This is a genomic window from Kriegella aquimaris (genome assembly GCF_900103215.1).
In the GTDB taxonomy this organism is placed as follows: domain Bacteria; phylum Bacteroidota; class Bacteroidia; order Flavobacteriales; family Flavobacteriaceae; genus Kriegella; species Kriegella aquimaris.
The window spans coordinates 843723-865268 of record NZ_FNGV01000001.1 but is presented as its reverse complement, the minus strand read 5'-3'; the positions used below and the strand labels follow the sequence as shown (position 1 = coordinate 865268).

16 protein-coding genes are annotated in these 21546 nt (G+C 41.6%); 6 read left to right on the top strand and 10 right to left on the bottom strand.

Annotation, left to right across the window (positions count from 1 at the left end; translation table 11 throughout):
• Positions 1 to 191: 191 nt before the first annotated feature.
• Positions 192 to 512 carry an FtsB family cell division protein gene (locus BLS33_RS03600; protein ID WP_089885372.1) on the bottom strand — a complete coding sequence of 107 codons (321 nt, stop codon included), beginning with the start codon at positions 510 to 512 and terminating at the stop codon, positions 192 to 194.
• 6 nt (positions 513 to 518) lie between these two features.
• Positions 519 to 1127 (bottom strand): uridine kinase, encoded by a 609-nt coding sequence (gene udk / locus BLS33_RS03595; protein ID WP_089885370.1) that lies wholly within the window; start codon positions 1125 to 1127, stop codon positions 519 to 521.
• Between the two features lie 268 nt (positions 1128 to 1395).
• On the opposite strand from udk, the gene BLS33_RS03590 reads away from it, so the two are divergent.
• Together BLS33_RS03590 and BLS33_RS03585 are read left to right on the top strand one after the other, a co-directional pair.
• On the top strand, positions 1396 to 2616 hold the full coding sequence (locus tag BLS33_RS03590) for a multidrug effflux MFS transporter (protein WP_089885368.1): 1221 nt from the start codon (positions 1396 to 1398) through the stop codon (positions 2614 to 2616).
• 213 nt (positions 2617 to 2829) lie between these two features.
• A complete protein-coding gene (locus tag BLS33_RS03585) occupies positions 2830 to 3282 on the top strand; it encodes a toll/interleukin-1 receptor domain-containing protein (RefSeq protein WP_089885366.1) in 453 nt (150 codons plus the stop codon).
• Positions 3283 to 3333: 51 nt separating this feature from the next.
• Here the strand turns inward: BLS33_RS03585 and BLS33_RS03580 are convergent, their stop codons facing one another.
• From BLS33_RS03580 to BLS33_RS03560, 5 genes are all read right to left on the bottom strand, one after another.
• A complete protein-coding gene (locus BLS33_RS03580; RefSeq protein WP_089885364.1) occupies positions 3334 to 4749 on the bottom strand; it encodes a toll/interleukin-1 receptor domain-containing protein in 1416 nt (471 codons plus the stop codon).
• Positions 4750 to 5162: 413 nt separating this feature from the next.
• Positions 5163 to 7070 (bottom strand): acetate--CoA ligase, encoded by a 1908-nt coding sequence (acs, locus tag BLS33_RS03575; RefSeq protein ID WP_089885362.1) that lies wholly within the window; start codon positions 7068 to 7070, stop codon positions 5163 to 5165.
• 38 nt (positions 7071 to 7108) lie between these two features.
• On the bottom strand, positions 7109 to 8803 hold the full coding sequence (locus BLS33_RS03570) for a sodium:solute symporter family protein (RefSeq protein ID WP_089885360.1): 1695 nt from the start codon (positions 8801 to 8803) through the stop codon (positions 7109 to 7111).
• Positions 8804 to 8887: 84 nt separating this feature from the next.
• The gene (locus BLS33_RS03565; protein ID WP_089885357.1) at positions 8888 to 9148 is read right to left on the bottom strand and encodes a DUF4212 domain-containing protein; all 261 of its coding nucleotides are present in this window, start codon (positions 9146 to 9148) and stop codon (positions 8888 to 8890) included.
• A 98-nt stretch (positions 9149 to 9246) separates the two neighbouring features.
• Positions 9247 to 10323: an anhydro-N-acetylmuramic acid kinase gene (locus BLS33_RS03560; protein WP_089885355.1), complete on the bottom strand. Its 1077-nt coding sequence runs from the start codon at positions 10321 to 10323 to the stop codon at positions 9247 to 9249.
• Between the two features lie 386 nt (positions 10324 to 10709).
• On the opposite strand from BLS33_RS03560, the gene BLS33_RS03555 reads away from it, so the two are divergent.
• A complete protein-coding gene (locus BLS33_RS03555) occupies positions 10710 to 12596 on the top strand; it encodes a 3-keto-disaccharide hydrolase (RefSeq protein ID WP_089885353.1) in 1887 nt (628 codons plus the stop codon).
• Between the two features lie 14 nt (positions 12597 to 12610).
• Positions 12611 to 14569 carry a plastocyanin/azurin family copper-binding protein gene (locus tag BLS33_RS03550; protein WP_089885351.1) on the top strand — a complete coding sequence of 653 codons (1959 nt, stop codon included), beginning with the start codon at positions 12611 to 12613 and terminating at the stop codon, positions 14567 to 14569.
• 112 nt (positions 14570 to 14681) lie between these two features.
• On the opposite strand, the gene BLS33_RS03545 is transcribed toward BLS33_RS03550, so the two are convergent.
• The 3 genes from BLS33_RS03545 to nagB form a co-directional block, all read right to left on the bottom strand.
• The gene (locus BLS33_RS03545; RefSeq protein WP_089885350.1) at positions 14682 to 16256 is read right to left on the bottom strand and encodes a glycoside hydrolase family 3 protein; all 1575 of its coding nucleotides are present in this window, start codon (positions 16254 to 16256) and stop codon (positions 14682 to 14684) included.
• Positions 16249 to 17523, bottom strand: coding sequence for an MFS transporter (locus BLS33_RS03540; RefSeq protein WP_089885348.1), 1275 nt, complete (start codon positions 17521 to 17523; stop codon positions 16249 to 16251). The genes BLS33_RS03545 and BLS33_RS03540 overlap by 8 nt, the downstream gene beginning before the upstream one ends.
• 171 nt (positions 17524 to 17694) lie before the next feature.
• Positions 17695 to 19626: a glucosamine-6-phosphate deaminase gene (nagB, locus tag BLS33_RS03535; protein WP_089885346.1), complete on the bottom strand. Its 1932-nt coding sequence runs from the start codon at positions 19624 to 19626 to the stop codon at positions 17695 to 17697.
• A 200-nt stretch (positions 19627 to 19826) separates the two neighbouring features.
• On the opposite strand from nagB, the gene BLS33_RS03530 reads away from it, so the two are divergent.
• Together BLS33_RS03530 and murQ are read left to right on the top strand one after the other, a co-directional pair.
• Positions 19827 to 20576 (top strand): DeoR/GlpR family DNA-binding transcription regulator, encoded by a 750-nt coding sequence (locus BLS33_RS03530; protein WP_089885344.1) that lies wholly within the window; start codon positions 19827 to 19829, stop codon positions 20574 to 20576.
• 160 nt (positions 20577 to 20736) lie between these two features.
• Positions 20737 to 21546, top strand: a complete 810-nt coding sequence (gene murQ / locus BLS33_RS03525; protein WP_089885342.1) for an N-acetylmuramic acid 6-phosphate etherase — start codon at positions 20737 to 20739, stop codon at positions 21544 to 21546.

The window sequence follows — 21546 nt, the reverse complement described above, 5'->3', positions numbered from 1 at the left end:
AAAAATACGATTATTTACGGTGCCATAAAATGTATTTTGTTAACACCAGGTGAATAACTTGGGTCGTCAACGTTAAAGTTTATTAAAGTTGGGAGGTGTAGCGGGTTTTCGACCACACTTTCTGTGGGTTTTTTAAACTTTTGGTTTCCGCCCTCCATTGTAGGGCCTTTAACCAACGATCGATAAACGAATTACTGATCTAGACTATCCTCGTATTCGATAAGATAGATTTCTTCATCTTTCTTTTTGAGGTAGTATTGTTCCCTGGCAAATTTTTCCAATTCATCGGGATCTGACAGTTTTTCAATGATTTTTTTGTCCTTTGCTATCTCATCATGCAAGAATTCTTGCTGTTTTTCGAGTTTTTCGATTTCTTTTTGTAGTTCCAAGTGGATAAGAAATGAGTTGGTATCAAAAAAGATCATCCAGACCAAAAATGCCGTCAACACCAGAATATAGGCATTGGTGGCTATTTTGAACCATTTTTTCTTTTTGATATCTTTAAAGGCCATGAATTGCTACGTTAATTTTTCATTGATTATGCCGCGTACAATATCAACTGCAACAGTGTTGTATTTATTGTTGGGAATAATAATATCGGCATATTCTTTTGAAGGCTCGATAAACTGGTCGTGCATCGGCTTGAGAGTATTTTGGTAACAATCCAAGGTGTCGTTCAGGTTCCAACCGCGTTCGTTGATATCTCTTTTCAGTCTTCTGATCAAGCGTTCGTCAGAATCTGCATGAACAAATATTTTGATATCGAACATGGCACGTATTTGCGGATTGGTCATAATCAATATGCCTTCTACCAGCAGTACTTTTCTAGGGTGTATGACAATCATTTCATCGGTACGGTTACATTCTAAAAAAGAATAAACCGGTTGATGTATCGATTTTCCATCCTTGAGTAGGGTCAAGTGTTCTTCCAGAAGCGGAAAATCAATAGCCTTAGGATGGTCGAAATTCACTTTTTTACGTTCGGGAAGCGTGAGGTGCGAAAGATCGTTGTAATAGGAATCTTGTGAGATGACGCCTACTTCTTCATTGGGTAACTCGTTGATAATCTGATTGACTACCGTTGTCTTACCACTACCGGTACCTCCGGCAATTCCTATAATCAACATATTCGCTTATTTGGATCAAAAATACATATTCTGCATCTTTCCAACGAAATTTTATATGATCTGTCGCTATCGTAACTTCCTAATTATTTTCATTTATAATCTCTTTTATGTTAAAATTTTAAAGGATACCACGATTTGGACTATCTAATTTTATCGTTCATACTCGAAAAAGGAGTCTAAACTCGTAATGCCGAAAATCGAATTGGCCCTATTTCAAAATTGAAGTTTTGTTAACAGCTTTTCAGGGGCATATCCGTATTTTTGCCGGATGCAAACTCAACAGACGAAACCGAACTTCGAATTTGTGGCCTTGATGGCTTCGTTGATGTCTATCGCAGCCTTATCCATCGATGCTTTATTGCCCGCATTATCAAACATAGGAATCGCTATCAACAGTTTTGATTCGACTGAACATCAGCTATTGATAACTATGATTTTTTTGGGATTGGGTGTCGGACAATTGTTCTTCGGTCCGCTATCGGATAGTTTTGGTAGAAAGCCCATTGTATATATGGGTTTTGTCGTATTCGGAATTGCCAGTATCATGTGTGTTTTTGCCCCTTCGTTAGAATGGATGATCGCTGGGCGTATTCTACAGGGCATTGGCCTTTCGGCGCCCCGTACCATTACCGTATCTATTATTCGTGATATGTACAAAGGTGATTATATGGCGCGGATCATGTCGTTTGTTACCGCCTTCTTTATCTTGGTACCCGTAGTTGCCCCTGCTTTTGGGAAGTTGATTATGGATAGTATGGGCTGGGAAGCCATTTTCTATATGCAACTCTTTTTTGGGGTGTTGATTGCATTATGGTTTTGGAAACGACAGCCTGAAACCCTTAAACCGGAATATAAGATTCCCTTTTCGGGTCGTATTTTTTTAGACGGATTAAAAGAACTGATCAAACATCGGGAAACGATGGCGTTTACCATAATCTCTGGTCTGATTACCGGGGCATTTTTGGTTTATTTAAGTGCTTCTCAGCATGTCTTTGAAGATCAGTACCACTTGGTCGACGAGTTTCCTTTTATTTTTGCTGGCTTAGCGATTTCTATCGGACTGTCTACTTTTTTAAACGGAACATTGGTGCTTAGATTCGGTATGCGTCGTTTGGCCTTTATGGCCTTGACCGCTTTTTTTAGTATCTCTATGCTCTACGTGCTGCTGTTTTGGAATTTGGGACAAAATCCCCCAGTTTTGATTCTAATAATTTTCTTGTCGATTCAATTTTTTAGTTTGGGCTTTATCTGGGGCAACCTACGATCAATTGCCATGGAGCCAATTGGTCATATTGCGGGTATCGGTGCAGCTATTACTGGGTTTATATCCACTATGCTTTCCGTTCCCATTGCAACTTATATCGGTAGTTTTGTCGATACTACGGTGTTACCGCTTTTTGTTGGCCTGGCAATTTGCGGACTCGTTTCGCTGATTATATTCGCCGTATTTCGCCAGCCCTCCGCTTTTCTACGACGCGCCGTTCGCTAGTTTCTAGCTTGGATTTTAAGAAATTTGAGGTTTCGAACAGGATTATTTCTTCAAATTATTATGCCACGTATACATATTGCTTCTTACTCAATTTGTTAATCGTTTTATCCGTAGGGTTTGCTTTTATAAGTATATTTAGGGGTAGCGTATGCATTGAGGACGCGTTAACATAATATTCCTTCCCCCGCAAAAACTTTTAAAACCAACTAAAATATGAGCAAAGCCTATATTTTTACTTCGTATGCCCATGAAGACGAGGCCCTAAAAACAGAAATGGACAAATACCTAAAAGTGCTAAAACGTTCGGGTAAAATTGATACTTGGAACGATAGGGCGCTTATCCCCGGGCAAGAATGGGACAAAACCATCATGGATGAGCTGAACAAGGCCAATATCATCTTATTGCTGGTTAGTGTAGATTTTAATGCTTCCGATTTTATTTGGGAGAAAGAGCTGGCCGAGGCTATGCGGCGCCATGAAGAGGGTACCGCTTATGTAATTCCCATTATCTTGCGAGAATGTCAGTGGACCAGTCTGCCCTATGCCAAACTACAAGCGCTCCCCCGAAACGCCCAGCCCATTACTGAATTTGCGAATAGGGATAGTGCATTTACCGAAGTGGCCAATGGTATTGAAAGACTGGTTGACTACATGCTTACAAAATAACCGGTATTTTCTATGTACTGGATACAGAGGCACCTTTAATAGGGGTATAAATCAATAATTAATTTTTACCCAAACCCCAGGTTTTATGTCGGTAATCATGCCAATATGATCTTTTCGTAGTGATTCGATGGTCGCATTATCGGCATCGGGACCCTTCCGTATATTGATTCCTTTCTGAACTTGAATAAGATCTCCGACTTTCGGATTTCCATCTTTTTCACCATCAAATAGATTGAAATAACGGCTATTGTTCATTTTTTTATCTGCATTTAATTTGCCGTAGTACGCCCAGCCTTGCTTTTTTAAAAGGCCCTTGATTCCAGCAATAGCCTCATCATGATGAAGTCCTTGGCTAAATCCTTTCATATACCGGAGATAAGCGGATACCGTATTCATTTCTGATGCTTTCTGCCATGTTTGATTATCGCTTTCAGCTATCTTAAGCTGCTCAATTTTTTCTTTGGCCTCCGTGACGTGGCTCCCTTCAGGATAACTCCGTACATACACTTGATAGCTTAACAGGTCATTGCTCTTAACCGTACTGTTCCAATCCGCATCATGTTTTTTAATTAAATTATTGGCTGCATTGGCTATGCTATCGTTTTTTATTTTTTTGATAAAATTGTTGGCTTCGGCGGTATATTTTCCTTCGGGATATTTTCGTAAATAAGCAACAAAGGCTTCAACCTTATTCTGTGCTTTAGCGTTGTCGTACGCTTCAGCATCGGTTGCATTTTCACCAATACCTGGATTACTGACTGGATCGACGGGGGGTTCGACTTTGGTTATCTTCTCCGGTTTTATAGTTGTCTCATCATCTTTCAGGCGGTCATTGTTCATAAATATAAACCCCGCTAAACCGATCAATAGGGCGGCAAGAACGCCTATACTAATCAGTAAAGTTTTATTGTTGGAGGAAGATTTTTCAGAACTCCCGGAACTGGACACCGGCCGAGAAGGAGCGGCGGCTGTAGATTGCATGGTTTGTTTGATTTTCTCCCTAACCCCACGTGCATCTTCATCGCGCATGGAAAGCGCCAATTTTTTAAGCCCTTCGGCGATATTCATATAAGCATTGTCGCGACTGCCCCAAGCGGGGTCGTCTACAGGTTTTGATTGGTCGGGAAGCATACTGAATTGGGCATAGGCGTCACTTAACATACAAGCCCTGATTTTGATGGGTACCAATCGCGTTCCCTTTTTGGCTTTTAAGGCAAAAGCCATTTCCTCCAATTCAATGCCGTCGTCTGAACCTACAAAATCAGCACTCAGTAACAGCGCAATAATATCGCAACGGCTCATTCTTTTTCTAAGATCGCTCATTACATTGGCACCGGGCAGAATTTCCCCTGCTGTCCACTCGCTTATATAGCCTTCTTCTTTTAGGGCGGAGAGGTGTTTGCTAAGTTGTACTTTGTATTCCTCATCCTCGGAGGCGTAGGCCATAAACATTTTAATTTCCTTCATCAAAACTGGTTTTAGTGTTGGTTAACGGTATTCCGCGATTTCGTATAATTTGTAATTATTAAATAAAAGCAACCACTTTAGATTTCCTGTCCAACGGAGAATTCAAATAGCTTACTTCTATTCATTTATAGCTTGCAAATGCCTTGGCAAATGAATAATATGGTGTTCGGTATCTTCCCTCCGTGAAGAAGGTGTCTTTTTTTGTCCAAAGGACTTGAAAGACAGTTTGAGGGAACTATTTAATAACAATACTACTAATATAAGTATTTTTAGTAGATGTTTTGAATGGAAGAAAAGCATAAACCTTTAGCCTGTCAATTTAAGATGGGCTAAAGGTTTATATTGAATTTATGGGTAATCTGCAAAGTGCAAAGCGATTTATACTTTGCGAAATTATTTTTAGACTTTTTTGTCTATAAGGCGTTGTCCATTATTTCTTTGACGATTTCTGGGTTTAATAGCGTACTGGTGTCCCCCAGATTAGAAGTGTCTTTACTGGCAATCTTACGAAGAATACGTCTCATAATCTTACCACTTCTCGTTTTGGGGAGCCCGGAAACGAACTGTATTTTATCCAACTTGGCGATGGGTCCGATATGCTCGGTGATCTGCTGGTTGATTTCCTTACGGAGGTTGTCACGATCACGGGTCTCACCAAATTCCTTTAAAATCACATATCCGTAAAGTGCATTTCCTTTTACGTCGTGTGGGAAACCTACAATGGCCGATTCGGCTACTGCTGGATGCTCGTTGATTGAATCTTCGATCGGTGCTGTACCCAAGTTGTGTCCCGAAACAATGATTACATCATCTACACGCCCGGTGATTCGGTAGTAGCCAACGCCATCGCGTAGTGCACCGTCACCCGTAAAATACTTGTCCTTATACGCGGTAAAATAAGTTTCGCGATAGCGATCGTGATTGCCCCATATGGTTCTTGCAATCGCTGGCCATGGGAATTTTATACACAAACGGCCATCAACCTGATTGCCTTTGATTTCCGCACCGTTTTCATCCATCAAAGCGGGTTGGATACCGATAAAAGGCAAAGTCGCGTAGGTGGGTGAAGTTGGGGTTACATACGGAATGGGTGAAATCATAATACCGCCCGTTTCGGTCTGCCACCAAGTGTCGACGATCGGGCTATGTTTTTTACCAACATTGTTATTATACCAATGCCAAGCTTCCTCATTAATGGGTTCGCCTACGGAGCCCAGTACTTTTAAAGAGGATAGATCATGTTTTTCCACAAAATCGAGATTCTCCTTGGCCAAGGCACGAATGGCCGTGGGTGCGGTATAGAATTGGTTTACCTTATGTTTTTCTACAACTTCCCAAAAACGACCGTAATCTGGATAGGAGGGAACCCCTTCGAACATCACGGTAGTGGCTCCGTTTGCCAACGGTCCGTATACGATATACGAATGTCCGGTGATCCAACCGATATCCGCAGTACACCAATAGACATCGTCTTCACGGTATTGGAATATATTTTTAAAGGTGTACGCCGTGTAGACCATATAACCACCAGTTGTATGTACCATACCTTTTGGCTTACCTGTCGATCCGGAGGTATAAAGAATGAATAAGGGGTCTTCGGCATCCATAATTTCGGCCACGCAATCGGCGTAGGCGTCATCAAGTAAAGGTTGTAGCCATTTGTCACGACCTTCCTTCATTTTAATTTCCGAATCGATACGCTTGGCCACAAGCACTGTATGTACGCCAGGGCAATCATCTAGCGCCTTGTCGACAATACCTTTTAGGTCAATTGTCTTATTACCGCGAAATGAACCATCAGAGGTCAAGACTAATTTACAATCACTATCGTTGATTCGTGTTGAGAGTGCATGAGCGGAAAAACCGGCAAAGACTACGGAATGAATGGCACCAATACGGGCACAGGCCAATAATGAAATGGCCAATTCAGGAATCATAGGGAGGTAGATACAGACACGATCCCCTTTTTTGATACCGTTGTCCTTAAGAACGTTAGCCATTCGGCATACACGCTCATGAAGTTGACGGTAGGTAATATGTTCGGCTTCTTCGTTAGGATCATTGGGTTCAAAAAGGATGGCCGTTTTTTCGCCACGCGTAGGCAGATGTCTATCGATGCAGTTTTCGGTAATATTGAGCTTAGCTCCCTCGAACCATTTTATTTCGGGTTTTGAAAAATCCCAGCTCAAGACATTGTTCCATTTCTTACGCCATACAAAATGTTCTTCGGCGATTTCTTCCCAAAATCCTTCAGGGTTACGAACCGACTTTCGATATACCTGAAAATATTCTTCTAAATGTTTGATGTGATAATTACTCATACTAATATGCTTATATAAACTAGAAAATAGATAAAAAGTTAATGGCCGGTAGCTTCGCCCGCACCGCTGGGGATTCGAATATCTTCGACGATTTCTTGAACGTCTTCTGGCGGTTCGGGAGTAAATTGCATAACGATTACCGCAACAATAAAGTTAAGTAACATGGCGACAGTTCCAAAACCTTCGGGCGAAATTCCCATCCACCAATCTTCTGCGGTACCTCCTCCGAACATATCGAACTTGAATTTCATCATATATACGAGCATAGAGACTATACCGACAATCATACCGGCAATGGCACCTTCCTTGTTCATTTTCTTATAGAAAATTCCTAGAACAATAGCGGGGAAGAACGATGCTGCGGCAAGACCAAAGGCCAAGGCGACAACTGCGGCAACAAAGCCCGGTGGATTGATACCAAAATAGCCAGCGATGACAACAGCAACGGTTGCGGCAATACGTGCGGCCCAAAGTTCGCCTTTATCAGAAATATTAGGCTTGAATACTTTCTTGATCAAATCATGCGAAATAGATGAGGAAATAACCAATAAAAGTCCAGCAGCGGTAGACAACGCTGCTGCAAGTCCACCCGCGGCTACCAAAGCAATTACCCATGCCGGAAGGTCGGCAATTTCAGGATTGGCCAACACCATTATATCATTATCGATGGTCAGTTCATTGGCTTCTTTGTCGGCAACGTACTGAATTTTTCCATCGTTATTCTTATCATCGAAAGCCAAAAGCCCTGTAGTTTCCCAGTTTTTAAACCATATAGGCATTGAATCATAGGCCTTGTCGCTTACGGTATTGATCAAGTTGGTCTTTGCGAAAACCGACACCGCAGGGGCAGTTGTGTACAATATAGCAATTAGCAAAAGGGCGATACCTGCTGATTTCCGTGCATCTTTTACGCGTTTTACAGTAAAAAATCGAACGATTACGTGTGGAAGCCCGGCCGTGCCGACCATCAAGGCGAAGGTGATGGCAAATACATCGATAACACTTTTAGAGCCGCTGGTATATTCGGCGAAACCGAGCTCGGTAGATAGTCCGTCTAATTTATCCAACAGAAACATCCCCGAACCATCATTTACCGTGGCACCCATGCCCAACTGTGGTACTGGGTTTCCGGTCATTTGAATCGAGATGAAAATTGCGGGGACCATAAAGGCGAATATCAGAACACAATATTGGGCCACTTGGGTATAGGTGATACCTTTCATTCCTCCTAAAACGGCATAGAACAATACGATAATCATTCCAATGATTACACCGGTATTAATATCAACTTCTAAAAACCGGGAGAAAACAACGCCCACGCCCCGCATCTGACCTGCTACATAGGTAAAGGAAACAATAAGGGCACATATGACGGCAACGATTCGTGCAGTTTTTGAATAGTAGCGATCACCAATAAAATCAGGCACTGTAAATTTGCCGAATTTACGAAGGTAGGGTGCTAAAAGAAGCGCTAAAAGAACGTAGCCGCCGGTCCAGCCCATCAGATATACAGACCCATCGTAGCCCGCAAAGGAAATAATTCCTGCCATGGATATAAAAGATGCGGCAGACATCCAATCGGCAGCAGTAGCCATACCGTTGGCTAAGGGAGAGACCCCGCCACCGGCAACATAGAATTCTTTAGTCGATCCTGCCCTTGACCAAATGGCGATGCCGATATAAATTGCAAACGTGATGCCCACTAGTAAATACGTCCAGGTTTGAACACTCATAATTGTTGATTTTTGTTACTTCCGAGATTACGGAAGCATTTGGTTGTTGGTTTTTTTTCTAGTACAGTGTATAAACCTGAGAGGCTATTCATCGTAACCGTATTTTTTATCCAATTTGTTCATTAGGCGTACATATACGAATATCAAGATGACGAAAACGTATATCGAACCCTGTTGTGCAAACCAGAAACCGAGTTTGAAACCACCAATTTTAATGGTATCAAGGGCATCTTTAAAAAGTATTCCGGCGCCGTAAGAAACAGCAAACCAAATAAATAGAAGTATGAATAAGTATCTCACGTTTTCTTTCCAGTACGCGGTTGCCTTATCTTGTTTCTCCGACATGGTATTGATTTTTTTAATTTGGTTTCCGAATATAGTGATTTGAGCACAAACTCAAACGTTTTCGCTAGCCTGTGTTTCAAAAAAATTATAAACTTAGCTCAACTGGGTAAAAAAACGACACCGCTAGAGGAATCTCTTTTTGCACCCGTCACAGAGCAGAGCACATTGATGTCATGATCCAATCGCAAAGCTCCCATAAGTGCAAAAACAAGGGCTTCTTTAAACTCAATTATGATTTTGGAAGGAATGACAACCTCGACGCTATCTCCTAATTTTTTTTGTAATGTGTCTATCAGAAAATCGTTCAGGGCCCCACCGCCCGTAACAAGAAGTGTATTTTTTGGTTTCTTGGTATTCGCTTTTATCTGAAGTGTAATTTGTTCGCAGATATGATGGATACTTGTATTGAGCAAGTTCTCCATACTGTCAGACGTACTATCAACAATAGGAATTACTTTTTCAACAAACCATTCATAACCTATAGATTTAGGGAAAGGTAGGCGATAGTATTCCAAAGCATTCAAGGCACTTAGCATCTCGGGGTTGGACCTTCCTTTACGGGCGAGTTGGCCGCCTCCATCATATGATAATCCTTGTTTTTGTGTGATGTGGTTTAATATCATATTGGCGAGGCCGATATCATAGGCGAGTCGTAGTCCTTCCTTTTCAAAAGAGATATTGCTGATACCGCCCAAGTTCAGGCAAAAATCATATTGTTCGAAAAAAAGGCGATCTCCGATAGGCACCAAAGGAGCGCCTTGACCTCCGAGGGCAACATCATTTGTACGAAAATCACAGACCACTTTTTTTCCGCAGGCATTGGCCAGATGTTGACCCGAGCCGATTTGAAAAGTAAATCCTTTCTCAGGTCGGTGATGGGTGGTGTGCCCATGGCTAGCAACACAATCAACCTCTAAGTCATGTTCAACAATAAAAGCTTTGGTCTGTTCGCCCAACCAAGTACCATAGGTAGCATTCAGTTCTAACAGATCCTCTGCAGAACGCAGGATAGCTCTTTTAAGCTCTTCATGCATTTTTGGGGAATACGGTATACTTTTGGTCTGCTTGATTTCAAATGTCCAACCTTCCGTAGCTTTCCAAATATGGCAGTATACAAGGTCAAGACCATCCAGCGAGGTGCCTGACATTAACCCTACAATCTTTTTCAATTTCATAAAACTGATTTAAACCTTTTCAAGTGGCTAAAAAGTTGTTCTCTTGATTTTTTAATTTTTTTTGTCCGTATGGATAAGTGAAATTCAAAATCTTTCCACAGGTGTGAAACCTGCATTTTTTTGATTTCAACTGAACGGTTCAATTGTAACCATTATCATATTTTTGTTTTACATCCCGTTTTTTCAAAAATACATAAAACTGGAGTAGCTATTTTTCGAAATGTCTTATGCTCAAATAAACGTTTGGCCGATTGGAATTCCTTTTTTGCATTAAACTCAAAAAGACATACATTAGCGCTGCTAATTCTTGAACATATCTGTTAGTTTTCTATTTTTTTTGTGATTAAAATCAAAAACCGTTGCTCTTTTTTTATTAAAACCACCTGATGAACTATTCAAAATATCTCATTTACCTGTTATTGTTTTCGATGCTTGCTTCGTGTACTGAAAAAGTTTCAGAAGTAAAAGAAACCGCCGAAGAGCAGCCCATTCAGTTGTTGCCATTTACAACGCTTGAATTAAACGATATATCGGGCTTTAAAGAAACTACGGACAATTGGCAAATAGTCGGTAGCGCCTATGTTGACCGTGCAAAAGAGAAGACGATTACAGGTTCCCCGGGTACCGGTGTATTGATTAATTTACCTGATGATACTAAAAGAGGCCATCTTTTTACTGGATTTGAGCACGGAGATATTGAATTGGAGTTAGATGTAATGATGCCTGTTAACTCCAATTCAGGATTGTATTTTCAGGGCCGCTATGAGGTACAACTTTTTGACAGCTGGGGAGTAAAGGAACCGAAGTATTCTGATATTGGTGGTATTTATCAGCGTCACGATGAAAATGAAGATAAAGGCTACGAGGGTCATGCTCCTAGGGTCAACGTAGCAAAGACACCCGGACTTTGGCAGCACTTTAAAATTATCTTTCATGCACCCAAGTTCGACTCTAGCGGAAAAAAAATAAAAAATGCCTGGTTTGAAGAGGTGCGTTTGAACGGGGAGTTGCTTCATGAAAATATAGAAGTGACCGGACCGACACGCTCCGCCGCATTTACTGATGAAAAACCTATGGGTCCATTGATGATCCAAGGTGACCACGGACCGGTTGCAGTAAAAAATATAAGGTACAAACTGTATCAAGAAAAGGAAGTTTCTTTGGAAGGGGTAAAAATGGCCGAATATGAAAATGAATCACAGACATTTCCTAATATCGATAGTTTAACACCAATTCGAGAAATTACTACCGATTCAATTTCTTCTCATATGGCTACGGGAGAAAGACCACAGAAATTGTTGGTTTATACAGGGGAGTTGTCTATACCTGAAAATGGTGACTATCTTTTTGATTTCAAAGTAAACCAGGCAGGAGGAGCGTTTCTAATCGAGAATGATACGTTGGTCAGCTTTAACGGAAGTTATGATTTGGATTCGCCGGGATTCGCAACAGTGACACTAAAGAAAGGTAAGGTGCCTTTCAAGTTGTTATACAATAAACACAACCGTTGGAATCGAGGCCTTACGCTTTCCGTAGAAGGACCCGGTCTACAGAAACAAAATTTGACAGCTGCTGGTTCGCTCGATCTTCGAAGGGGCAAACCGGCTAATGAAATTATGGTAGCCGTCGCCGATGAGCCGGTAACCCAACGCGGCTTTGTAATGCACGAGGGACACAAAAGAACACATGTCATTTCAGTGGGTATGCCCGAAGGCATCCATTACGCCTATGATTTGGCCTTTGGTTCGCTTATAAAGGCTTGGGACGGTAGTTTTCTCAATACGACCCAAATGTGGCATTCTCGGGGAATTGAACAACTCGCCGTTCCGGGTGCTTTTAGTGTTTCGGTACATGGAGACCCAGATTTTGAATTTTTAAAAGATGATCTAACGGTCTGGCGCGACAGTATTCCTGAGAACGTGGTACAAAAACAATTGGGGTACGAATTCGATGCTAAGGGAGTGCCTACCTTTTCACATGAAATCAACGGCACGGTCATTAAAGACCGATTTGTTCCTGTTAAGGCCAAAAGGGGCTTAAAACGTACGATTACGATTTCTGGAGATAAGGAAATATGGCATAAAATAGCCGATGGTTCTAAAATAGAGGCCTTGCCAGACGGTACTTATATCATAAATGACGAAAGTTATTTCGTTGACTTTTCAGGAAACGACAGTTTAAAACCTATGATACGTCATGTCAACGGCAAAGATGAGCTGCTCGTAAAAGTAGGGGCGGGGGAGCATAGTATGAATTACAGCATTATCTGGTAAATAAAAAGAAAAACATGCAGATCAGCAAAAAAATAGTAGCACTCGTCTTTATAATAAATTTAGGTTCTTTTGTTTCCGCGCAAGACCTTTCTGAAATGGCCAAGAAAGAAGCGGCCTATTACGATATTATCGATGTCCCGATACCTGATGATGTTTTATTGGAAGTTGGTGGATTGGCACTGAACAACAAGGATCAATTGGGCGTTTCGACACGAAGGGGTGAAGTGTGGGTGATCGACAAGCCTTATGGGAAAAACCCTATCTATAATCGGTTTGCACACGGGTTGCATGAGCCACTCGGACTCAATTTCAAAGACAATAGCTTTTATCTTTCCCAAAGAGGGGAACTCACCCGTTTGGAAGACAAAAATGGGGACGGTAAAGCCGATTTGTACAAAACTATTTACTCTTGGCCGTTATCGGGTAACTACCACGATTACTCTTACGGTCCCAAGTTTATGGATAATGGGGATATGTTGGTGACGCTTAACCTTTCTTGGATAGGTCATGGATCTAGTTTGGTAAAATGGCGTGGTTGGTTGTTAAAAATTACCCCAAAAGGTGAGATGGAACCTATCGCTACAGGGTTACGATCGCCCTCAGGTTTTCAGATCAATCCAGAGGGCGATGTTTTTTATACCGAGAATCAAGGCGATTGGGTAGCCTCCGGAAGAATGACACATTTGGAAAAAGGCACTTTTGCCGGTAATCCGGAAGGACTGCGTTGGACTGGTGAACCTAATTCACCCCTGAAATTGAAGCAGGATGAAATTGAAAAGGAATCGGGGTTGACCCTTTACGAGTATGCCAAAAAAGTTCCTGAACTAAAGGCTCCGGCAGTATGGTTTCCACATACGATTTTAGGTATTTCTACTTCCGATATCGTGTATGATACTACAAAAGGCAAGTTTGGTCCTTTTGAAGGACAAATGTTCGTAGGTGACCAAGGGCACAGCAAAATTATGCGCGTCTTTATGGAAAAAGTTAACGGAGTATATCAAGGGGCGTCATTTGCATTTCGCGAAGGTTTCTCCTCTGGTATTTTACGTATGCTATGGGGTAGTGATGCCAGCATGTTCGTTGGTATGACTAGCAGAGGTTGGTCTGCTACGGGAAAAGCTCCTTACGGACTTCAACGTTTAAAGTGGACAGGTAAAATGCCTTTTGAAATAAAATCGATGAAGGCGTTGGATGATGGCTTCCAACTTGAATTTACCAAACCCGTTAATAAAACCATGGCCAGTAATCCGGCCAACTATAAGCTTACTACATTTACCTACAACTATCACTATATCTACGGAAGCGATATTATTGATCGCGAGATGGGCATGATAGCGAATGCCGAAGTAGCCCCAGATGGACGTTCGGTAAAATTGACCGCCCACGGTATGCGTTTAGGATTCATACATCAGCTGGAAATTCCTGAGTTAAAGGCGACTTCGGGGGAGTTGTTGCTACACGATACGGGTTATTATACGTTGAACGAAGTGCCGGGAGGAACACTAAAATCTCCTTCTATGTCCACTATGCCCTTCTCGGGTAAGGGAGCGGCACAACCGAAAAGAACAGTTGAAATGCCTGCTAGTTGGACCAATGGTGCCGAAGAGCAGATGGTCATCGGAACCCTGCCCGGCTTAAAATATGATGTGACCGAAGTACGTATCAAACGAGGTACAAAACTTGAGCTGACCTTCAATAATAATGACGATATGCTCCACAATCTTGTCATTACCAAAAAAGGAAAAGAATCCGTGGATGAAGTGGGTAGATTGGCCTTGCTTCTTGGTTTAGATGGCCCTGACAATAATTATGTGCCTGATACCGATTTGGTTCTCAACCATACCGGAATTTTACAGCCTGAATCTTCAGAGACGATTTATGTGCAGATTCCCGAAACTCCCGGTGAGTATTGGATCGTGTGTACGTTTCCTGGACATTCTTCCGTGATGAGAGCCAAATTGATTGTAGAATAGTAAGATTCCGCGTAAAAAATGGCCTTTAGGAGCGCTCCCAAACTAGCTTAAAATTACATTTAGGAAAGAAAAGTGAAATTTTGACGTAGTCAAGGGTAGTATAACCTCGATGTTATAGGTGCACTGGCAGTTTTCCCAGAGCTTCAAATTGCCCTAAAAAATGGGCGGAAGCAACTTTTTGAAAGGTCGTGAAGTTTTGATATGCGATGATTATGGCTTTGGCGTTTTTTGTGTCAAAAAGATTAAGTGCATACGGGTTTCCGAACAGATACAGTGCGACATTTTTGGTTCTGAAAAGTGTGTTTATCGCTGTAATTTCTTTATCGGTAAATCCAAAATTATGGGCAGGTTTGATTTGCTTTGGAAATAAAGCCAAAAGAACGTTTTCTCCACTTATAGTCTCCGTACCGTTTAAGGTACAGTGTTTGAATTTTTTATTTTCTGATAGTGTTTTAAAAAACTGATTATCCGTGTTATGTGAATTTTGAATACCCGTAAAAGAAGTAGTGTAGAACTCGGATAATGCTTCTTTTGTGCCTTTGAAAAGTGTTAAGCTTTGATGGGCTAGTTTTATATTCAGTTCATCATCGGTTTTAAGTGCTGAACTAGAATATGAAGTTGTAATGTGAATTGCCGTTTCCTTGAGTTTCCAGATACGTTGAAAGCTTTCTTCAATTTGCTTTTCGGAAGCTTTTTTGAGGATAGTCTGAATGCCTTCGGGGCAGTGTTCCGAAAAACAAAGTACATCATTCCCCGCGTCAAAAGCCAGCCATTCCAATTCGCCTTTTACCGGATAATTTTTCGATACGGCATGCATATTCAGGGCATCTGAAATAACAACTCCTGTATACCCCATCTCCTTTCTCAATACCCCTTTGATGATAGCCTTGGAGATACTTGAAGGAGTCATTTTTCCTTCGGCCAGTGCAGGGACCGATAAATGTCCGACCATGATAGAATCGACTCCTTCATCCATTAGTTTTTGAAACGGATAGAGTTCGTTTTCCACCAACGCTTCCTTTGATTTACTGATCAAGGGAAGTCCTAGATGTGAATCGGTAGCCGTATCACCATGCCCCGGAAAGTGCTTGATACTGGTCAGAACACCTTCGCTTTGTGTTCCCTGAATAAAAGCCCTGGCTTTTTCGACAATTTGGTTTTTATCCTCCCCAAAGGAACGATAACCGATGACCGGATTATCGGGATTGTTATTCAAGTCGACTACAGGGGCCAAATTCCAATGGATGCCCGCTGCTTTGCAATCCAAAGCAATATTTTTACCAACTTCAAAAATAAGCTCGTTGTTATCTTGAATAGCTCCTAGAGTAATTGCGTATGGATATTGAGGGGTATTTTCAATGCGCATTGCAAGGCCCCATTCGGCATCGATGGCTATTAAAAGGGGATATTTGGACGCTTTTTGATAGCGTTTGATTAAGCCCTGTAACGTATCAAAACTCTTCGCATTATGAACGACCTTTTTTTTGCCTTCGAAATTGGTCGCTGCGCTGGCACGACTATGAAAAAAACAGAGTCCGCCAACTCCCTGTTCCCTAACCAAGTTTTCTATATGTTGTATTTCTTTTTCCGTATCATTGATAAAAGCTGCAGGCATAAAAAACTGTCCAACTTTTTCGGTTAGGGAGAGTTGCTCGCTTGCTTTTTTTAAGGGAGGAATATTATTCATTTGACTCTGCTGTTTTCTTTCCAAAATCGGCCGGATATTTGATGAATTTCAACAATAGCAGTGCGGGTAGGGCAGCAATGACCACCCAGACAAAAAAGCCACCGTAGCCCAACCATTGTTGCATATAACCACTGATCATACCTGGTAACATCATTCCTAGCGCCATAAACCCCGTAGCGATGGCGTAATGAGAGGTTTTAGAAGGGCCCTCCGCGATATAGATGAGGTACATTAAGAACGCGGCGAACCCAAAGCCATAGCCGAATTTCTCAAATACCACAGTTGCCGTTACCGCAAAAATGTTGGTCGTTTTGGTCATCGCCAAAACCGCATAAAGTACATTGGGTATGTTCAGGGAGAGTACCATGGGAAGCATCCATTTTTTAAGTCCGTCCCTAGATATCAGAATTCCTCCTAAAATTCCACCCAATGAAAGCATGATAACCCCAGCGGTTCCAAAAATAGTTCCCAATTGCTCGGTAGAATAACCCAATCCACCTTTATCGGGAGTATCTAACAGAAAGGGAGCGGCCATCTTTACCAGTTGTGATTCTCCTAGGCGATAGGTAAGAATAAAAGCTAATGCGATTCCGATATTCGGTTTGGTGAAGAACGATGAGAAAACCTCGAGAAAACCTTTCGGCTTTTGAGTGACAATATCTGAAGACGTTTCATACTTCGGCGTCACGAAAAAGTTAGAAACGGTCAAAATCAACATTAGAAAAGCGGCTGCCGTCATGGTCATACTCCACGCCTTGGTGTTGTCGCCATATCGGTTTTCAAGAAAACCGGCCAACACGACGATTAACCCTTCCCCGGTGACCATGGCCAAACGATAGAACGTACTGCGCATACCCACGAAGAATGATTGCTTTTTTTCTGTTAGTCCTAACATATAATAACCATCAGAAGCAATGTCATTGGTGGCAGAGGCGAAGGCGGCCATCCAGAAACAGGCCAAAGTAGTCGTAAAGAACATGTCTGTGGGCAGGGTAAGGCCAACACCAAGCAAGGCTATGGCAATGAGTAGCTGCATGCTCAAAAACCATTTACGCTTTGTGCTTTTGAGATCCACGAACGGACTCCATAATGGTTTTAAAACCCAAGGCAGGTATAAAAGACTGGTGTAGAGTCCGATATCTTCATTGCTGACCCCTAGCTTTTTGTACATGATTACCGATACCGTAACGACCAGCACATAGGGGAGGCCTTGGGTAAAATAGAGTACGGGCACCCAAGCCCATGCCCACTTGTCTTTTTGCACCATGGAATTCAATTTGGTTTAAATGTACCAAAATCGATTTGTTCTCCCATAGAAAAAGCCCATTTCAATTTGAAACGGGCTTTTTTTAATTGCATCTTTTATTTTGGATTTGAAAACCCTATAGCGATGGCTTCTCATTTTTATTTACCATGTTCGAACCAGTGGGTTGACAGGTTAGTCGAACTTATGCCGTACAAATGCTTCCATGGCGGCATAATCGGACAAGCCGAGTGCTCGATATCGTGAGGCGGTATCTTTATTGCGTTCCTCAGCGCGCATCCAAAACTCCCTTGAATCATCACCTTGGAACATTACACCGTCTTTTTGTGATTGATGGCAGAATATGGCATATCGTTTTTTGAGAACTTGATCGGGACTCATTGGTACGGCCATCTCAATTTCGTTGATGTCCCATTCGTGCCATGCGCCTCGGTAAAGCCACAACCAGCAATCTTTTATAAACGGTTCCTCTTTTAGGCGTTCCATGGCTTCAAAAACGGCATCTAAACAAACTTTATGTGTGCCATGTGGGTCGGCAAGGTCACCGGCCGCATAGATTTGGTGCGGTTTGATTTCTGTAATAATGTCCATGACAAGGTTAATATCGTCATCGGATAGATTCTTCTTTTTAATCGTTCCAGTTTCATAAAAGGGAAGATCTAAAAAATGGACATTGGCATCATCAAGACCCAAATAACGTACGGCGGCGTATGATTCCCCCCTTCTTATATTGCCTTTTAAACTCCGTATCTCAAGAGAATCAAAACTACTTTCCTTTTTGGTTTTGATAGAGTCTATTATGGTTTGTGCCTCTTTAGATGGAGCTATTCTTTTGGCTATTTCAGCAAATTTTAAAGCTTCGGTATCGGAAACCGCAATATTGCCGGAAGTTTGGTAGACGACGTGAACGTCGTGCCCTTGTTCGATTAATCGATCAAAAGTACCTCCCATTGAAATAACATCATCATCAGGGTGGGGGCTAAATATGATAACCCTCTTTGTTGCTGGTAAGGCTCTTTCTGGCCTATGGGTATCGTCTGCATTAGGTTTTCCTCCAGGCCATCCGGTTATGGTATGCTGTAATCTATTGAACATTTTTATGTTCAGATCATAAGAATCTTCAAGTGCCAATAAACCTGACATGCCATTGTCATTATAGTCTTTATCGGTTAAGCTTAAGATTGACTTTCCCGTTTCATTACAAAGCCATACGATGGCTTTTGCGGTAAGGTCTTCTGTCCATTGGAGCGACTCATCGACCAACCAAGGTGTTTTGTTTCGGGTGAGTTCCGTACCTGCACCTACATCTAATACAAATGTGCAATTACCATGTTGTTGCAGGTAAGTGGCGGGCACATGCGAAGAAATGTCTCCCTCAACCGTTTTCTTAATAATTTCGGCCTTATTTTGTCCCCAGCCCAGCAAAACGATACGTTTGGCACTTAGCACTGTTGCAAGACCCATGGTAATGGCTTTTCTGGGTACATTTTCTATACCTAAAAAAGCGGGAGCGGCATCTACCCTAGTGATATGGTCTAACGTAATTACGCGGGTTCCCGAATTATAATGTGATCCAGGTTCATTAAAGCCAACGTGCCCAGTTCGTCCTATACCTAAAAGCTGAAAATCGAGCCCGCCGCTATTTTTTATTTTCTTTTCGTAGGCCAAGCAATATTGAATGACCGATTCCCCTGAAACTGTTCCGTCGGGAATATTAATGTTCTCTTCGGGAATATCGATGTGATTGAACAAATGTTCATGCATAAAGAAATAATAGCTTTGTCGGTTTTCCCGTTCCATGGGTAAATACTCATCGAGATTAAATGTAATCACATTGGCGAAGCTTAAACCTTCTTCATTGTGCATCCTGACAAGCTCTTCATAAACTTTTATGGGTGAAGAACCAGTCGCCAAACCTAGAACACAGGTTTTGTTCGACGCTTGTTTTTTTCTGATAAGATCGGAAATCTCTTGAGCAACTTTGATAGAGGCTTCGTTCGAATTGGAAAAAATGACATTGTGTATTTTTTCATATCGGGTTTCCTCAAACTTTCCAACAGGTTTGTAGCTAATGTCGGTATCATATCTTTCTAAAATCGTTTTCATAAACTGTTCTATTGTTCGGCCATTTGGCTATTAAAGTCATGCAAATGTAGGCAATAAATTTATTACTTGCCGTTTTTTGCAGTCTATGTATGCTGTTTTATGCTTTTTTTAAGTGATTTGTAATTAAAAGCTGTTAAAAACAGCATATTCGTTTAATTGGCTATCTTTGTTTTTATATAGTGTATTTAATTCTTAAAAGTATGTTAAAAGAGGAGCGGCATCAAACCATATTGAGTGAGGTCGAGTTGCATAATAGAATCTTGTTGACCGATATTGCCGAGGCCTTAGACGTATCTATTGATACCGTTAGAAGAGATGTGAAAGAGCTCGATGCCGATAACAAGTTGCGGAAAGTTCATGGAGGGGCTATTTCATTGGGTTTTCGGTCGAATAACACACGAAACGATAACATTTATAAATTAGATCACAAGATTAAAATCGCGGAAAAAGCGTTGGGATTGCTGAAGGATGGAGGAGTGATTTTTGTAGATGGAGGTACCACTTGCTTAGAGTTGGCCCGGTTGATTCCGACAAATCTTGATTTGACTTGTTTTACCCATAGTTTGCCTGTTGCGATGGAGTTGCTTACCAAAAGTAAAATCACCGTAATTTTGGTAGGTGGCCAAGTATCTAGAGAATCGCAAAGCGCTATTGGTGCGAACGCCATTCATAACCTTTCGGAAATTAGGGTAGACTATAGTTTTATAGGAACTGGATATGTTGATTCTTATTATGGACTCACAGAATTCGATTGGGATATTGTTCAGGTAAAAAAAGCGATAATCAAATCATCAAAGAAGTCGGTGCTGCTATCCATCTCGGAAAAGTTGAATTCGCAACATCGCTATAAGACTTGTGACATCAATGCCATCAACACTATGATTACCGAATTGGAACCAGAGAATGATTTGTTGAAACCTTTCCGAAATCACGATATACGCTTGATTTAATGAAATGAACAACGCAATTCCGAGGGTGTGAATTCGACCCGTTTTCAGGAGGAACATGAATAAGTTCTTATTTAGGAATCGAGAAAATTTCGTTAATGGTCATTCACATCTATATTATTATGCTTTTCTATTTAACTTTGCACACACCAATTATATTACTATGAATTATATTAAAATAACCGAAACACCTTCAAACCATGACAATTTGGAACAATTGGATACCCAGTCCATTCTCCAAAAAATGAATGAGGAAGACAAAAAGGTTGCTGATGCCGTGGCAATGGTCATTCCTCAAATTACAAAATTGGTCGATGCCCTTGCCGAACGTTTTCTAGAGGGTGGACGTTTATTTTATATAGGTGCGGGAACAAGTGGTAGATTAGGGATTCTTGATGCCTCAGAAATTCCTCCGACTTTCGGTCTGCCCCATGAAAGAGTAGTAGGCCTTATTGCCGGGGGTGATACCGCTATTCGAAAATCAGTGGAACATGCAGAAGATGACTTCGAGCAAGCTTGGAAAGATTTAATGGTTCATGAAGTTACCGAAAATGATGTGGTAGTGGGGATTGCCGCATCGGGCACAACGCCCTATGTATTGGGAGGATTATCAGAAGCTCAAAAACATGGAGTTTTAACTGCAGGAATTACCAATAATCCAGGTTCTCCCTTGGCAGAACTGGCCGATATTGCCATTGCAATGAACGTGGGCCCCGAATTCGTAACAGGAAGTACGCGTATGAAAAGCGGCACCTCACAAAAATTGGCACTAAATATGATTTCTACGGCCTTAATGATTAAGATTGGTCGAGTAAAAGGCAATAAGATGGTCAATATGCAATTAAGCAATATTAAACTTGTAGATAGAGGGGTACGCTACGTTTCCGAAGGATTGGGCATTGCGTATACTGAAGCCGAAATTTTACTCAAGAAGCATGGTTCGGTAAAAGCAGCCCTTGATGCAGGTCAATAA

Bases quoted from the DNA above. Each gene is read 5' to 3' on its own strand.
- BLS33_RS03600 (WP_089885372.1), bottom strand. From the start codon at position 512: ATGGCCTTTAAAGATATCAAAAAGAAAAAATGGTTCAAAATAGCCACC.
- udk (WP_089885370.1), bottom strand. From the start codon at position 1,127: ATGTTGATTATAGGAATTGCCGGAGGTACCGGTAGTGGTAAGACAACG.
- BLS33_RS03590 (WP_089885368.1), top strand. From the start codon at position 1,396: ATGCAAACTCAACAGACGAAACCGAACTTCGAATTTGTGGCCTTGATG.
- BLS33_RS03585 (WP_089885366.1), top strand. From the start codon at position 2,830: ATGAGCAAAGCCTATATTTTTACTTCGTATGCCCATGAAGACGAGGCC.
- BLS33_RS03580 (WP_089885364.1), bottom strand. From the start codon at position 4,749: ATGAAGGAAATTAAAATGTTTATGGCCTACGCCTCCGAGGATGAGGAA.
- acs (WP_089885362.1), bottom strand. From the start codon at position 7,070: ATGAGTAATTATCACATCAAACATTTAGAAGAATATTTTCAGGTATAT.
- BLS33_RS03570 (WP_089885360.1), bottom strand. From the start codon at position 8,803: ATGAGTGTTCAAACCTGGACGTATTTACTAGTGGGCATCACGTTTGCA.
- BLS33_RS03565 (WP_089885357.1), bottom strand. From the start codon at position 9,148: ATGTCGGAGAAACAAGATAAGGCAACCGCGTACTGGAAAGAAAACGTG.
- BLS33_RS03560 (WP_089885355.1), bottom strand. From the start codon at position 10,323: ATGAAATTGAAAAAGATTGTAGGGTTAATGTCAGGCACCTCGCTGGAT.
- BLS33_RS03555 (WP_089885353.1), top strand. From the start codon at position 10,710: ATGAACTATTCAAAATATCTCATTTACCTGTTATTGTTTTCGATGCTT.
- BLS33_RS03550 (WP_089885351.1), top strand. From the start codon at position 12,611: ATGCAGATCAGCAAAAAAATAGTAGCACTCGTCTTTATAATAAATTTA.
- BLS33_RS03545 (WP_089885350.1), bottom strand. From the start codon at position 16,256: ATGAATAATATTCCTCCCTTAAAAAAAGCAAGCGAGCAACTCTCCCTA.
- BLS33_RS03540 (WP_089885348.1), bottom strand. From the start codon at position 17,523: ATGGTGCAAAAAGACAAGTGGGCATGGGCTTGGGTGCCCGTACTCTAT.
- nagB (WP_089885346.1), bottom strand. From the start codon at position 19,626: ATGAAAACGATTTTAGAAAGATATGATACCGACATTAGCTACAAACCT.
- BLS33_RS03530 (WP_089885344.1), top strand. From the start codon at position 19,827: ATGTTAAAAGAGGAGCGGCATCAAACCATATTGAGTGAGGTCGAGTTG.
- murQ (WP_089885342.1), top strand. From the start codon at position 20,737: ATGAATTATATTAAAATAACCGAAACACCTTCAAACCATGACAATTTG.